This is a genomic window from Halomonas sp. 18071143 (assembly GCF_019211725.1).
Taxonomy (GTDB): domain Bacteria; phylum Pseudomonadota; class Gammaproteobacteria; order Pseudomonadales; family Halomonadaceae; genus Vreelandella; species Vreelandella stevensii.
The window spans coordinates 3,433,072-3,446,767 of the sequence record NZ_CP078120.1 but is presented as its reverse complement, the minus strand read 5'-3'; the positions used below and the strand labels follow the sequence as shown (position 1 = coordinate 3,446,767).

Genomic DNA, 13,696 nt, shown 5'->3' with positions numbered 1-13,696 from the left:
ACGTGGCTCACTGAATCAGCAGTAGCCAGGGCAGACCAATGGCCAGCCAGGCCACCAGGAACAGCAGCCCGAAGATGGCCCCCAGGCGCCAGTACAGCGCGCTGGGCAAGTAGCCGCTGCCGTAATACACCGGGCTGGGGCCGGTGCCATAAGGGGTCAGGATGCCCATGAAGCCCAGGGTGGGCAGCAACAGCAGAATGAATAGCTGCATGTCCAGCCCCGCAATGCCTGAAGCTGCCGCCAGCATGACCGGCAGCAGAGCAGTTACGTGGGCGGTGATGCTGGCGAAGAAGTAGTGCAGGACATAGAAGATGACCACCAGGGCGACCATGGCCACTAGCGGGTCGAAGTGGCTGATCTGCCCGCCTACCAGGTTGCCGAACCAGCCCACGAAGCCTACCTGGCTCAAGCCGCCCGCCAGAGCCACCAGGGTGGCAAACCACACGAAGGTATTCCAGGCGGCACGGTTATCGAGAATGTCGTTCCAGCTCACCATGCCGGTCAGCAGCATGCCGCAGATGACCACCAGCCCCACCAGCGACGCCGATACCCGGTCGCCAGCGAAGATCCACAGCAGCAGCGCGGTGACCACCATGATGACCAGCACGATTTCGTGGCGGGTCAGCGGGCCCAGGTTCTGCAGCTCCCCTTTCGCCCAGTCGGAGATCTCATCCCCGGCCTTTACCTCCGGGGCGCACAGCCAGTAGCACAGCAGCGGCACCAACAGCAGCAGAAGGACCCCCACCGGCACCACCGCCACGAACCACTGCCCCCAACTGATATGGATGCCCGTGGCGCTTTCGGTGAGCGCGATGGCCAGCAGGTTCGGCGCCAGGGCAGTGAGAAACATCGAGCTGGTCACGCAGGTGGCCGCAATGGCGGTCCACATCAGGAAGCTGCCCATACGCTTCATGCTGGGGTCATTGGGGTGCGAGTCGTACAGCGGCGGCAGGTTACGAATGACCGGATAGATGGTGCCTGCGCTGCGCGCCGTATTGGAGGGTGTGAAAGGGGCCAGAATGCCATCGGCGATCATCACCGCGTAGCCCAGGGTCAGCGTGCGCTTGCCCATGGCGTGCACCAGCCACAGCGAGATCCGCCGCCCCAGCCCGGTCTTTTCATACCCCAGGGCAAACATGAAGGCACCGAAAATCAGCCAGACGGTAGCGTTGGTGAACCCCGAAACCGCCCAGGCGAAGGCCTGGTTGGTGGCGTTGAAGCCGTCGTTGGCCAGCTGCTCCGGGGAGAACAGCACCCAGCGGGAAAGCAGCGCCACCAGGGTAACGCCAACCAGCCCGATGACCGCGCCGGGCAGGGGTTCCAGAATCAGGCCGACCACACAGCCCAAAAAGATGGCGAAGAAGTACCAGGCATGGGGCGGTAGCCCGGCCGGGGTGGGCAGCAGGGCGATCACCAGCGTGGTGGCCAGTGGCGCGAGCAGCGGCCAGCGAGAGCGGAGCGAAGTGCTGAGGTTCATGGCGACCTCTCGATAAGGTTATCGGCAAGCCGTAGCGCCTTGCCTGAGTGAGCACAGCAGAGATGAGATCCAGCGTGGTGTTTCACGGGTGTCAGGGAAAGCATAGGCAAGGCAAGTCGCGGTTTATTTGATCTATATCAATCATGCTTTAGATCAAGGCCGAGGGCCTGTCGGGCTGTGATAACGTCGCTTCATCAGCAGGGCGGCAGGCCGTGCGCTGACCGGCGTCGCGTCATGAGAATTGCGTCATTAGAAGTCCGTAATGAGAATTGCGTCATGAGTAGTGCAGCCGCACAAGGGGGTGCCATGCAGCAGCAGGATGTGGATATCGTCATCGTCGGCGGTGGGGGCGCTGGCCTGCGGGCCGCCATAGCGGCCGCCGAGCAGGCCAAGCAGGGCGGTCACGCGCAGCGCATTGCGCTGGTCTCCAAGGTGTATCCCATGCGTTCCCACACGGTGGCGGCCGAAGGGGGCGCGGCGGCGGTGACCAGTGACGAGGACTCGTTTCAGGCGCACTTCGACGACACGGTTTCTGGGGGCGACTGGCTGGTGGAGCAGGGCGTGGTGGACTACTTCGTGCGCCACGCCTATCAGGAACTGGTGCAGATGGAGCGCTGGGGGTGCCCCTGGAGCCGCCAGCCCGATGGCCGCATACAGGTGCGCCGCTTTGGTGGCATGAAAACAGCGCGCACCTGGTTTGCTGCCGACAAGACCGGCTTCCATATGCTGCACACGCTGTTTCAGACCTCGCTGAAATACCCCGAGATCGAACGCTTCGACGAGTACTTCGTGCTGGACCTGGCGGTGCACGAAGGGGCCGTGGTGGGCGTCATTGCCCTGCAGGTCGCCACGGGTGAGCTGCTGCTGTTGCGTGCCAAGGCGGTGGTGTTGGCCACCGGCGGGGCGGGGCGGCTGTTTCGCTTCAACACCAATGCGGGCATCGTCACCGGTGACGGCATGGCCATGGCCTACCGCCACGGCGTGGCGCTGCGCGACATGGAGTTCGTGCAGTACCACCCCACCGGCCTGCCCGGCTCGGGCATCCTGATCACCGAAGCGTGCCGGGGGGAAGGCGGTATCCTGCTCAACAATGAGGGTTACCGCTACCTGCAGGATTACGGCCTGGGGCCGGAAACCCCCTTGGGCAAGCCGGAAAACAAGTACATGGAGCTGGGCCCTCGAGACAAGCTTTCCCAGGCGTTCTGGCAGGAGCAGCAAGCCGGGCGCACCGGCAAGTTTGGCGACAGCGACGTGGTCTATCTCGACCTTCGTCACTTGGGCGCCGACTATCTGCATGAGCGCCTGCCGTTCATCTGCGAGCTGGCCAAATCCTATATCAACGTCGACCCCGTCAAGGAGCCGATCCCGATTCGGCCTGCGGTGCACTACACCATGGGCGGCATCGAAACCGATCCCCAGTGCGAAACGACCATTGCAGGCCTGTACGCCGCCGGGGAGTGTGCGTCGGTGGGCCTGCATGGGGCCAACCGGCTGGGCTCCAACTCGCTGACCGAGCTGCTGGTCTTTGGCCGCTTGGCCGGGGAGCAGGCCAGCCAGCGGGCCGCCCGCACCGACTGGGTGGCGCTGCCGGTCTTGCAGGCGCAGGCCCAGCGGCAGCAGGCGCGGCTGGCCACGCTATGCGATGGCCAGGGCAGCGGTGAATCCTGGGTGACGCTCAAGCACGCCATGGTGCAGGCCATGGAGAGCGGCTGCGGCATTTACCGCACCGAAGCAGGCATGCAGCAGGCGTTGGACACCCTCCGCCAGCTGCGCCAGCGCTATGCCCAGGTGCGGGTCAGTGACACCAGCAAGATCTTCAATACCGAGCTGCTGGAGTGCCTGGAGTTTGGCTACGGGCTGGAGATCGCCGAGGCGTCGTGTTTGGCCGCGTTGGAGCGTCGCGAATCCCGGGGTGCCCACCAGCGTCTGGACGAGGGCCTGCAGGCCCGTGACGATGTGGGCTATCTCAAGCATAGCCAGGTGTTTTACCAGGGTGACGCGCCCGCCGAGCTACGCTGGCAGGCGGTGGATACCCGCTTTTCGGCCCCGGCCGCGCGGGTTTACGGGGATGCGGCCAAGGGAGGCAAGGCATGAACAAGCACATCAGCATCAAGCGTTACCTGCCCGACAGCGCAGCGGATCCCTACTGGCAAACCTACGACGTTGCGGTGGAGGAGAGCACCTCGCTTCTCGACGCGCTGAACCATATCAAGGAGCAGCAGGACAGCACGCTGAGCTACCGCTGGTCTTGCCGAATGGCGATTTGTGGCTCCTGCGGCGTCATGGTCAACGGCATTCCCAAGCTGGGCTGTAAAACCTTCCTGCGCGACTACTCTGGCGAGATTCGTATCGAACCACTGGCGCACTTCCCTGTTCAGCGGGACCTGGTCGTGGACATGGCGCTGTTCCTGGAGCACCTGGCGGCGGTGAAGCCCTACCTGATCGAACAGGACCCGGTGCAGACCTTCGATCCCGGCCAGGCGCAGCCCCACACACAAACGCCCGAACAGCTGGCGCGCTATCGGCAGTTTGCCAACTGCATCAACTGTGGCCTGTGCTATTCGGCGTGCCCGCAGTTTGGCTTGAACCCGGAGTTTCTGGGGCCTGCGGCGCTGACCCTGGCGCACCGCTACAACCTGGATAGCCGGGACCAGGGCAAACGCCAGCGCATGGCGCAGCTCAACCGCCATGATGGTGTCTGGAGCTGTACCTTCGTGGGCTTCTGCTCGCAGGTATGCCCCAAGCACGTCGACCCAGCCGCTGCGGTCAACCAGGGCAAGGTCGAGGCCGCCAAACATACGCTGATCGCGCTGTTCAAGGGCTGATTGGCCAGAACGAACCGTCGGGAGAGTGCCGCATGGAAAAATCATCATCACAACGGCTGCCGCCCTTGAAGCGCAACTGGTGGCTGAAGCACGGTTTCTTCAAGCGCTATATGCTGCGCGAAGCCACGGTGGTGCCGCTGGTGTTTTTCATTCTCTGCCTGTTGGCAGGGGTGTTCGCGCTGTTGCAGGGCCCGGCGAGCTGGCAGGGCTGGGTGGCCTTCATGGGCTCGCCGCTGGTGCTACTGCTGAATGCGCTGGCGCTGGTGGCCAGTCTCTATCACGCGGCCACCTTCTTCGTGCTGTTTCCTCGGGTCATGCCGCTACGCGTGGCGGGGCGCAGCGTGCCCGCTGGCGCCATCGTTGCTGGCCAGTGGGCGGGGGTCGTGGCAGTGGCGGTCGTGTTGTTCTGGCTCTTGGGGAGGGGCGGCGCATGAAAACCTCACATCAAAAAGCACACCTGAGCCAGCCTCGGCAAGCCTATGACGAACCCTTGTGGTGGGGGCTGTTCAGTGCGGGGGGCGTCTGTTTTGCCGTGGTCTTGCCTGCGGTGATTCTGTTCATCGGGCTATTGCTGCCGCTGGGCCTGCTGCCCGCCGAGGCGCTTGGTCACGAGCGGGCCTCACGCCTGCTGTTCAGCCTGCCCGGTGTGCTGTTCATCGGCGCCGCCGTGTGTTTGCCGCTGTTTCATGCCGCCCACCGGCTGCGCCATGGCCTATTCGACCTGAGCCTGGGCCAGGACACCCGCAACAAATGGCTGATGTACGGCCTGGCGGCCCTGCTGAGCCTGTTGGCGCTGGCTCTGGTGGTCGTGGGCTGGCTGCGCTGAGGCCCGCCCGCGAACACGTCCGCATCAAAAAGAACGCACACCCCTGATAAAGCACGAGGTCAGCATGATCGAAGGACTCACGGAACAGGCGCTGTATGCCCCCATCAAGTGGCAGGACGCCTCGCAGGAGTACCAGGACATCCTCTATCACACCGCTGAGGAGGGCATTGCCCGGATCACCATCAATCGCCCTGAGGTGCGCAATGCGTTTCGCCCGCAAACGGTGAGCGAGATGATCCATGCCCTGGGCCGCGCGCGCCATGACAGCGCCATTGGCGCGATTCTGCTGACCGGGGCGGGCGAACAGGCCTTCTGCTCTGGGGGCGACCAGCGCATTCGCGGCGACTACGGCGGCTACCGCGACGAGGCGGGCACCCATCACCTCAACGTGCTGGATTTCCAGCGTGACATTCGCACCTGCCCCAAGCCGATCATCGCCATGGTGGCGGGCTACGCCATTGGCGGTGGCCACGTGCTGCACATGATGTGTGACCTGACCATCGCCGCCGACAACGCCGTTTTTGGGCAAACGGGCCCGAAAGTGGGCTCGTTTGACGGGGGCTACGGGGCTTCTTACATGGCGAGAATCGTCGGCCAGAAAAAAGCCCGTGAAATATGGTTCCTGTGCCGACAGTACAGCGCCGCCCAAGCGTTGGAGATGGGGCTGGTGAACCACGTGGTGCCGGTGGCCGAGCTGGAGCGAGAGAGCGTGCGCTGGTGCCGTGAAATGCTGCAGCATAGCCCCATGGCGCTGCGCTGCCTGAAAGCGGCGCTGAACGCCGACTGCGACGGCCAAGCCGGGCTGCAGGAGCTGGCGGGCAATGCCACCATGCTCTTCTACATGACCGACGAGGGGCAGGAAGGGCGCAACGCCTTCAATGAAAAGCGCCGCCCGGACTTCTCGCGCTACCCGCGCAACCCCTGATGGCGCTGGCGCTTTACCGCTACTCGCTACCGTTTCGCCAGCCGCTGATGTTCAAAGGTCAGCGGTTGGCGAGCAGAGAAGGCCTGTTAGTCACGATCAACGGCCAGTGGGGCGAGATAGCCCCGCTGCCTGGCTTTTCCCGTGAGAGCCTCGCTGACGCCACCGCCGAGAGCCTGGCCTGCCTGGCGGCTATAGAGCGCGGTGAGACAGCCAAACCAACGTTACCTTCAGTACAGTTTGGTTTTGACTGTGCCCGGCACCGCTGGCCCGCTTCCCTGCCTGCCCCTCGGCCGCCCTACCCATTGCTGCAGGGCACCCCGCAAGCGCTGATGAGTGCACTGCCAGAGCGCGCGGCCCAATGGCAGGCTGCTCCACCAGAACGCATCAAGCTGAAGGTGGCCCGCTACCCGAGCGATGCGGAGCTGGCCTTGATCGCAAGCCTCGCCAGATGGCTACCCAACACGCGGCTGATCCTTGATGCCAACGGTGGCTGGCAGCGCGAGCAGGCACTACGCTTTTGCCAGCAGCTGTCGCCCGCCCAAATCGATTACCTGGAGGAGCCCTGTGCTACGCTGGCCGACAGCATCGCCGTGGCGGACGCCACGGGCATCGACATCGCCCTGGATGAAACCCTGCAGCGCGGCACTGCCTGGGCGCCGCACCCCCGGCTGGCGGCGCTGGTCATCAAGCCGACGCTGATGGGCGGGTTCGCAGCTTGCCAGGCGTTGGTTCAGCGCGCCAGGGCCCACCGCTTGAGGGTGGTGATCTCATCCAGTTTCGAATCTCAGTGGGGGTTGGGGCAGTTGAGTTGCCTGGCCCGGCAGTGGGCTCCCGAGGAGCCTGCGGGGCTGGATACCGCCCAGGCGTTCAGCGAATCACTTCTCTCGCCAGCCGGTGAGTTGCGGCACGCGTGGCTGCACTGCCTCTACCACGCCGCCGCTGGCGACGACCGCAAGGAGCTTTCCCCGTGACCGAGACATGCCCCATTCACTACTGGGCCCAGCAGACGCCGGAGCATATCGCGGTGGAGGCGGGCACCGTGCGCCTGAGCTACCGCACGTTGAACCGGCGCGTGGCATCCCTGGCCCAGCAGTTGGCCAGGCAGGGCCTGGTACGGGGCATGCCCCTTTTGGTACCCACCCGAGGGTCGTTGCAGGGCGTGCTGCTGGCCTGGGCCTGCCTGCGGGCAGGGGTGGTGTTCTGCCCGCTGAATCCGGCGTTCCCCGTGGCTCAGCAGCAGGCGCTGGCGCGGCGGATGCAGGTCACCCGGGTGTGCCAGCCGGAAAGCGACTTTGCCTACTCTTCCGAGCTGCCGCCGATCTCCCTCGACTACCGCGCGGAGGCCGACTCCGGCGAGCCACCGGTCTTGTACGCGAGCCAGCGCAGCAACACCATCCTCACCTCCGGCTCCAGCGGCCCGCCCAAGGCGGTGCTGCATCGGGTGGGCAATCATCTGGCTTCGGCGCGGGGTTCGGCATCGCTGATTCCTGTGGACCCGGATAGCGGCTGGCTGCTTTCGCTGCCGCTGTTTCATGTGGGGGGCTATGCCATTGCGTTTCGGGTCTTTCTGGCCGGGGGGCGGCTGGTGCTGGACGATGCGACTCGCCCGCTGGCCGAGCGCCTGATGCAGCAGCCTGTCACCCACCTCTCATTGGTGCCGACGCAGCTTTGGCGGCTATTGAGGGAAGGCTTCGACCCTCGACACACCCAGCTCCGCGAGCTGTTGTTGGGGGGCGCGGCCATTCCCGCGCCGCTGGTCGAACGCTTGCAGCGCCTGGGGCTGACGCCCAAGGTCAGCTATGGGCTGTCGGAAATGGCCAGCCAGGTGTGCACCGGCTTGCCCTCCGCCCCTGGCGTGGTAGGGCAGCCCTTGCCGGGGCGTCAGGTGCGGGTGGTGGATGGCGAAATTCAGGTCAAGGGCGACACGCTGTTCAGCGGCTATCTGGCCGATGGCGCGCTGGACCCCGCCGTCAACGACGAGGGCTGGTTCGCCACCCGCGACCGGGGCTACTTCGACGACCAGCAGGCACTCGTCGTCGAAGGTCGGCTCGACAACGTGTTCATTTCCGGCGGTGAAAACATACAGCCAGAGAGCATCGAGCAGCGGCTGGTCGACTACCCGGGCGTGGCCCAGGCGCTGGTGGTGGCCGTGCCCCACCCGGAGTGGGGCGAGCGCCCGGTGGCCTTCATCGAACCGCAAACCGATGCGCTCTGCCCCAAGGCCCTGGCCGCCTGGGTACGCGAGGCGCTGCCGGGCTTCATGGTCCCCGATGCCTGGCTACCCTGGCCACCGCAGGTGGCGCTCAAACCCTCGCGCAAACAGTTCGCCGAGTTGGCACGCAGGCAGTTGGCTGACGTTTAGCCACACTGCTCACGCTTCACGACTCAATATCATGCAGCTCTGTCATGCACCTCTGCCGCTTCCAGCATGGCGTGCAGCAGCACGTTACAGCCTGCGTGGACGTGCTCGGGCGTGGCGCTTTCGATCTCGTTATGGCTGATGCCATCCTTGCAGGGAATGAAGATCATCGCGGCGGGGGCAACACGGCCAATGAACATCGCGTCGTGGCCTGCGCCGCTGATGATATCCATGTGCGATAGCTGCAGCTTTTCAGCGGCCTGGCGCACGCTATTCACGCATGCCTGATCGAAATGCTCAGGGGCAAAATCGGCCGTCGGGGTCAGTTCGTACTCCAGCCCGTGACGTTGGCAGATCTCTTCCACGGCGCTGGCCACGGCTTGCCCCATGGTAATGAGGGCCTCGGGTTCCCAGTGGCGCATGTCCAGAGTCATCTTGACCTGGCCGGGAATTACGTTGCGCGAGCCCGGATGCAGCGTCATGCAGCCCACCGTGCCGCGCCCGTGGGGTTGGTGCTCATGGGCAATCCGGTTGAGTGCCTGGGTGACTTCTGCCGCGCCCATCATGGCATCCCGGCGCAGGTTCATGGGCGTGGGACCTGCATGGGCTTCGAGCCCCGTCAGGGTCAAGTCGAACCACTTCTGCCCAAGCCCGCCGATGACCACGCCAATGGTGGTATCGGTATCTTCGAGAATGGGGCCTTGCTCGATGTGAGGCTCGAAATACGCCTTGATCTCGTCCGGCGACACCTCATCCTGGCCACGATAGTGAATGGCATCCAGAGCGTCGCTCACCGTGATGCCTTCGGCGTCGGTGCGCGCCATCATGGCATCGAACGCCAGCTCGCCGGTAAAGACGCCAGAGCCCATCATGCAGGGAGGAAAGCGGCAGCCCTCTTCATTCGTCCAGGCGACCACCTCGATGGGCGAGCGCGTGGTGATGTTGTGCTGGTTGAGGGTGCGAATCACTTCAAGACCCGACATGACACCGAAGCAGCCGTCGTATTTGCCGCCGGTGGGCTGGGTATCCAGGTGGCTGCCCGCCATGACTGTCTTGGCACTGGGGTCGCTGCCTTCCCGGCGGGCAAAGATATTGCCGATATTATCAATGCGGATCGTGCAGCCCTCGGCACGGCACCACTGAATGAACAGGTCGCGGCCCTGGCGCTCCAGGTCGGTCAACGCCTGACGGTTCACGCCGCCCTTGGGCGTGGCCCCTAGGGAGCGTTAACAATTAGGCCAGCCATATGACGGCGGATACAAGGTTGAGTAGCGACTGGTAGTTTCTCGCCAGTCGCTCATAGCGTGTTGCCAGCCGCCTGAACTGCTTGATTTTCTGGAAGAACCTTTCTACCAGGTTGCGATCCTTGTAACAGTGCCAATCTATCTCGGGGCATTCCAAGCGATTCTTTCTCGGCGGAATCACCGGCTCGGCGCCCACCGCTCGAATGATGTCCCTCAAAGCGGTGGAATCATACCCCTTGTCGCCAAGCACCGCCGCTGGAGAAAAGCCCGCCAGTAACGCTGGGGCGGCTCCGTACTCAGACGCTTGGCCCGGTGTGAGGATTAGCCGTACCGGGTTGCCGAGGGCATCGACCGCCGCGTGGATCTTGGTGCTCAATCCCCCACGCGATTTCCCCATGGCTTCGGTGCTCTGAGCCGTTTTTTTGCCGCCCCATGCTGATGAACTTTGACGATACTGCCATCTATCATCAGCTGCTCCATGTCGGGATCATCGGCTAATGTGTCGATAACCTGCTGCCAGACCCCCTTCTTAGACCACCGGTTATAGCGCATGTAGACAGTGTGCCAGCGACCGAAGGCGTCGGGCAGATCACGCCAGGGAGCGCCTGTCCGGGCGATCCACAGGACGGCTTCCACGAACAAGCGATTGTCCTTGGCCGTCACCCCGCGATCTGAAGCTTTGCCGGGGAGCATGTGCTCGATGCGCTCCCATTGGTCATCACGTAGCATTAGCCGAGGCATAGATCACCGAAAAATGCTGATATTCTAAATCAGCCCGATCTCCATCAGCAATTGTTAACGCACCCTAGTTTGGCCATCTCCATGAGCGACGCCCAAAGGCGGTCGCTGTCGGTCTGTAAATGGCGCTGTGTAGTGCTGGGGTCAGTCAATGAGTTCATGGGAAATCCTTGTTGAATGAGCACAGATAAGGCTGGCGTGCGCCCTGTCGTTTATTCATTAACTGCCAGCGTAGAGTTAAATGCGGCGATGTTACGTATCTATTCCCTAACGTGAACAAAAGAAAAGCGTAATTTTACATACGTGTCGAGTGGCGCATGCTGGCTGCATGCCATATTGCCAAGCAGCCGGACATGAGGAGACGAACACCATGTTGGACGTACAACGACCATCCGCCACGCAGACCGCCGAGCACGCATCCCGTGATGGGGGGGCGTCTGCGCCGCTGAATCAGCACTATTGGATGCCCTTTAGTGCCAACCGGGACTTCCGTGCCAACCCGCGCATGATTGCGGGCGCCGAAGGGCGTTATTACATCGATGACCAAGGGCGCAAGCTGTTCGATTCGCTCTCTGGCCTGTGGACCTGTGGGGCGGGCCATAACCGTGAAGAGATTCAAAAAGCGGTAGCGGCGCAGTTGAGCACGCTGGATTTTGCCCCCGGCTTTCAGATGGCCCACCCGTTGGCGTTCAAATTAGCGGAAAAGGTCGCCAGCTTAACGCCTGCCGGGCTGGATCACGTGTTTTTCACCAACTCCGGCTCAGAAGCCGCCGATACCTCGGTCAAGATGGCCAAGGCGTATTGGCGGTTGAAGGGCAAGCCGGAAAAAACCCGCATGATTGGCCGCGCCAAGGGCTACCACGGGGTGAATATCGGCGGCACCAGCCTGGGGGGCATTGGCGGTAACCGTAAGCACTACGGCCAGTTGATGGACGTGACGCACCTGCCCCATACGCTGCAAGCGGGCCATGCCTATACCCGTGGCCAGGCGGAAACCGGTGCTGAGCTGGCCGATGCGCTGCTGGATCAAATTGCCTTGCACGATGCGTCGACCATTGCCGCCGTGATCGTGGAGCCCATGTCGGGCTCGGCGGGGGTGATCGTGCCGCCCAAGGGCTACTTGAATCGGCTGCGGGAAATCTGCACCGCCCACGATATTCTGCTGATTTTCGATGAAGTCATTACCGCCTTTGGCCGCAGCGGCGCCACCACTGGTGCCGAAGCGTTTGGCGTCACGCCGGACATCATGAACGTGGCCAAGCAGATCACCAATGGAGCGGTGCCCATGGGGGCCGTGATCGCCTCCCGGGAGATTTTCGACACCTTCATGCACGCTGGTGGCCCGCAGCATGCCATCGAGTTTCCCCATGGTTACACCTACAGCGCTCACCCCGTGGCCTGTGCCGCTGGCCTGGCGGCGCTGGAACTGTTCGAGCGTGAGGACTTCCCCGCGCAGGTCAGTGCGATTGCCCCGGTGTTCGAGCAGAAGCTGCACGCCCTGAAAGGCCGTCAACATATCGTCGATATTCGCAACTACGGCCTGGCCGGTGCCCTGCAGCTTGCGCCGCGTAACGGCGACCCGACGATTCGCCCCCGCGATGCCCATATGGCGTTGTGGGAAGCCGGTTTTTACGTGCGCTACGGCGGTGACACCCTGCAGTTCGGCCCTCCCTTTGGCACCACGGAAGCCGAGCTTGAGCGTTTGTTCGATGCCGTCGCCAGTACCCTGGATTCCCTGGCATAACCCTGGCCCACCCTGTTTCGGAGTTTCATGATGAGTGTTGTTTCCCACCTGATTAATGGTGAGCTGGTGGAAAGCCAGCGTACGCTGGACGTGACCAACCCTTCCACGGGCAAGGTGGTTCGCCAAGTGGCGGATGCCAGCGCAGCGGATGTGGAGCGAGCCATTGCTGCGGCTCAGGCGGCGTTTCCTGCCTGGCGCGATACGCCGCCCGCCAAGCGTGCTCAGGTCATGTACCGCTTCAAGCAGCTGCTGGAAGAGCACGCCGACCGCTTGGTACAGCTGGTCAGCGAAGAGCATGGCAAGACGGTGGAAGATGCCATGGGCGAGCTCAAGCGTGGCATTGAAAACGTCGAATACGCCTGTGGCGTGCCGGAGCTGCTGAAAGGCGAGTACTCCCACAACGTGGGGCCGGGTATCGATGCCTGGTCCAACTTCCAGCCGCTGGGCGTGGTGGCGGGCATTACGCCGTTCAACTTCCCCGCCATGGTGCCGCTGTGGATGTACCCCATGGCGATTGCCTGCGGTAATACCTTTATCCTCAAGCCCTCCGAAAAAGACCCGTCGGCCGCCATGGCCGTGGCCGAGCTGTTGCAAGAGGCCGGGCTGCCCAAAGGCGTGATGAACGTGGTGCATGGCGGTCGCGAAGCGGTAGAAACCCTGCTGGATGCCAAGGCCGTGAAAGCCATTTCGTTCGTGGGCTCTACCCCCGTGGCAGAGGCGATCTACTCCCGTGGCTCGGCCGCAGGCAAGCGCGTTCAGGCGCTTGGTGGCGCGAAAAACCACGCGGTGATTCTGCCGGACGCCGACCTGGAAAACGCCGCCAACACGCTGATGGGCGCCGCCTACGGCAGCTGCGGCGAGCGCTGCATGGCGATCTCGGTGGCGGTGTGCGTCGGTGATGAAACCGCCGACCGTCTGGTCGACACCATGCTGCCCAAGATCGCCCAGTTGAAGGTGGGCCCCGGTACCGATAAAGGCCTGGACATGGGCCCGCTGGTCACCGCCGAACATCGCGATAAAGTGCTTGGGTTTATCGAAGACGGCGTTAACGCTGGCGCTTCGCTCGTGGCGGATGGGCGCGGCCTGAGCGTGGCTGGCCATGAAGAGGGCTATTTCGTTGGTGGCTGCCTGTTCGATCACGTCACTGCGGAGATGCGCATTTATCAGGAAGAGATCTTCGGGCCGGTACTCTGTGTGGTGCGGGTCGGCAGCCTGGACGACGCCATGCAGCTGATCAACGACCACGAATACGGCAACGGCACCTGCCTGTTCACTCGCGATGGCGAAGCCGCCCGCCGCTTCACCGACGGTATCGAAGTGGGCATGGTGGGGGTGAACGTACCGCTGCCCGTGCCGGTGGCCTACCACAGCTTTGGCGGCTGGAAGCGCTCGCTGTTTGGCGACCTCCACGCCTACGGCCCAGACTCGGTGCGCTTCTACACCCGCCGCAAAGCGGTTTCCCAACGCTGGCCCTCCGTCAGCGAAGCCACCCGGGCGGAGTTCTCGTTTCCCACCAACCAGCGTTGACGCGATGCGCTAACTACGCCATCTTCTCTGC

General features: G+C 63.4%; 10 protein-coding genes and 2 pseudogenes. 9 read left to right on the top strand and 3 right to left on the bottom strand.

Annotated features, from left to right (window positions below; translation table 11 throughout):
- Window positions 1-7: 7 nt before the first annotated feature.
- Complete coding sequence (locus KVY02_RS16160; protein WP_218313915.1) at window positions 8-1,477, bottom strand: anion permease; 1,470 nt, start codon at window positions 1,475-1,477, stop codon at window positions 8-10.
- 306 nt (window positions 1,478-1,783) lie between these two features.
- On the opposite strand from KVY02_RS16160, the gene frdA reads away from it, so the two are divergent.
- The 7 genes from frdA (at window position 1,784) to KVY02_RS16125 (ending at window position 8,415) form a co-directional block, all read left to right on the top strand.
- Window positions 1,784-3,571, top strand: a complete 1,788-nt coding sequence (frdA, locus tag KVY02_RS16155; RefSeq protein WP_100732146.1) for a fumarate reductase (quinol) flavoprotein subunit — start codon at window positions 1,784-1,786, stop codon at window positions 3,569-3,571.
- Window positions 3,568-4,302, top strand: a complete 735-nt coding sequence (locus tag KVY02_RS16150) for a succinate dehydrogenase/fumarate reductase iron-sulfur subunit (RefSeq protein ID WP_218313914.1) — start codon at window positions 3,568-3,570, stop codon at window positions 4,300-4,302. The genes frdA and KVY02_RS16150 overlap by 4 nt, the downstream gene beginning before the upstream one ends.
- 32 nt (window positions 4,303-4,334) lie before the next feature.
- Window positions 4,335-4,736 carry a fumarate reductase gene (locus KVY02_RS16145; protein ID WP_016915187.1) on the top strand — a complete coding sequence of 134 codons (402 nt, stop codon included), beginning with the start codon at window positions 4,335-4,337 and terminating at the stop codon, window positions 4,734-4,736.
- Window positions 4,733-5,128: a fumarate reductase subunit FrdD gene (gene frdD / locus KVY02_RS16140; protein WP_016915186.1), complete on the top strand. Its 396-nt coding sequence runs from the start codon at window positions 4,733-4,735 to the stop codon at window positions 5,126-5,128. The genes KVY02_RS16145 and frdD overlap by 4 nt, the downstream gene beginning before the upstream one ends.
- A gap of 64 nt (window positions 5,129-5,192) precedes the next feature.
- Window positions 5,193-6,053 carry a 1,4-dihydroxy-2-naphthoyl-CoA synthase gene (menB, locus tag KVY02_RS16135; protein ID WP_081138766.1) on the top strand — a complete coding sequence of 287 codons (861 nt, stop codon included), beginning with the start codon at window positions 5,193-5,195 and terminating at the stop codon, window positions 6,051-6,053.
- Entirely contained in the window at window positions 6,053-7,024 is a 972-nt protein-coding gene (gene menC / locus KVY02_RS16130; protein WP_218313913.1) for an o-succinylbenzoate synthase, read from the top strand. The genes menB and menC overlap by 1 nt, the downstream gene beginning before the upstream one ends.
- Window positions 7,021-8,415 (top strand): AMP-binding protein, encoded by a 1,395-nt coding sequence (locus tag KVY02_RS16125; RefSeq protein WP_218313912.1) that lies wholly within the window; start codon window positions 7,021-7,023, stop codon window positions 8,413-8,415. Before menC ends, KVY02_RS16125 begins: the two co-directional genes overlap by 4 nt.
- A gap of 29 nt (window positions 8,416-8,444) precedes the next feature.
- Here the strand turns inward: KVY02_RS16125 and KVY02_RS16120 are convergent.
- Together KVY02_RS16120 and KVY02_RS16115 are read right to left on the bottom strand one after the other, a co-directional pair.
- Window positions 8,445-9,632: pseudogene (locus KVY02_RS16120) on the bottom strand (Zn-dependent hydrolase); the annotation flags it as partial.
- Window positions 9,633-9,645: 13 nt separating this feature from the next.
- Window positions 9,646-10,349: pseudogene (locus KVY02_RS16115) on the bottom strand (IS5 family transposase).
- 415 nt (window positions 10,350-10,764) lie between these two features.
- On the opposite strand from KVY02_RS16115, the gene KVY02_RS16110 reads away from it, so the two are divergent.
- The gene (locus tag KVY02_RS16110) at window positions 10,765-12,138 is read left to right on the top strand and encodes an aspartate aminotransferase family protein (protein ID WP_081194572.1); all 1,374 of its coding nucleotides are present in this window, start codon (window positions 10,765-10,767) and stop codon (window positions 12,136-12,138) included.
- A gap of 30 nt (window positions 12,139-12,168) precedes the next feature.
- Window positions 12,169-13,665, top strand: coding sequence for a CoA-acylating methylmalonate-semialdehyde dehydrogenase (locus KVY02_RS16105; protein WP_039175116.1), 1,497 nt, complete (start codon window positions 12,169-12,171; stop codon window positions 13,663-13,665).
- Window positions 13,666-13,696: the final 31 nt, after the last annotated feature.

What these genes read in the sequence shown, in the direction of transcription:
- KVY02_RS16160 (WP_218313915.1), bottom strand. Translation starts at nt 1,477, where the DNA reads ATGAACCTCAGCACTTCGCTCCGCTCTCGCTGGCCGCTGCTCGCGCCA.
- menC (WP_218313913.1), top strand. Translation starts at nt 6,053, where the DNA reads ATGGCGCTGGCGCTTTACCGCTACTCGCTACCGTTTCGCCAGCCGCTG.
- menB (WP_081138766.1), top strand. Translation starts at nt 5,193, where the DNA reads ATGATCGAAGGACTCACGGAACAGGCGCTGTATGCCCCCATCAAGTGG.
- KVY02_RS16110 (WP_081194572.1), top strand. Translation starts at nt 10,765, where the DNA reads ATGTTGGACGTACAACGACCATCCGCCACGCAGACCGCCGAGCACGCA.
- KVY02_RS16105 (WP_039175116.1), top strand. Translation starts at nt 12,169, where the DNA reads ATGAGTGTTGTTTCCCACCTGATTAATGGTGAGCTGGTGGAAAGCCAG.
- frdD (WP_016915186.1), top strand. Translation starts at nt 4,733, where the DNA reads ATGAAAACCTCACATCAAAAAGCACACCTGAGCCAGCCTCGGCAAGCC.
- frdA (WP_100732146.1), top strand. Translation starts at nt 1,784, where the DNA reads ATGCAGCAGCAGGATGTGGATATCGTCATCGTCGGCGGTGGGGGCGCT.
- KVY02_RS16150 (WP_218313914.1), top strand. Translation starts at nt 3,568, where the DNA reads ATGAACAAGCACATCAGCATCAAGCGTTACCTGCCCGACAGCGCAGCG.
- KVY02_RS16145 (WP_016915187.1), top strand. Translation starts at nt 4,335, where the DNA reads ATGGAAAAATCATCATCACAACGGCTGCCGCCCTTGAAGCGCAACTGG.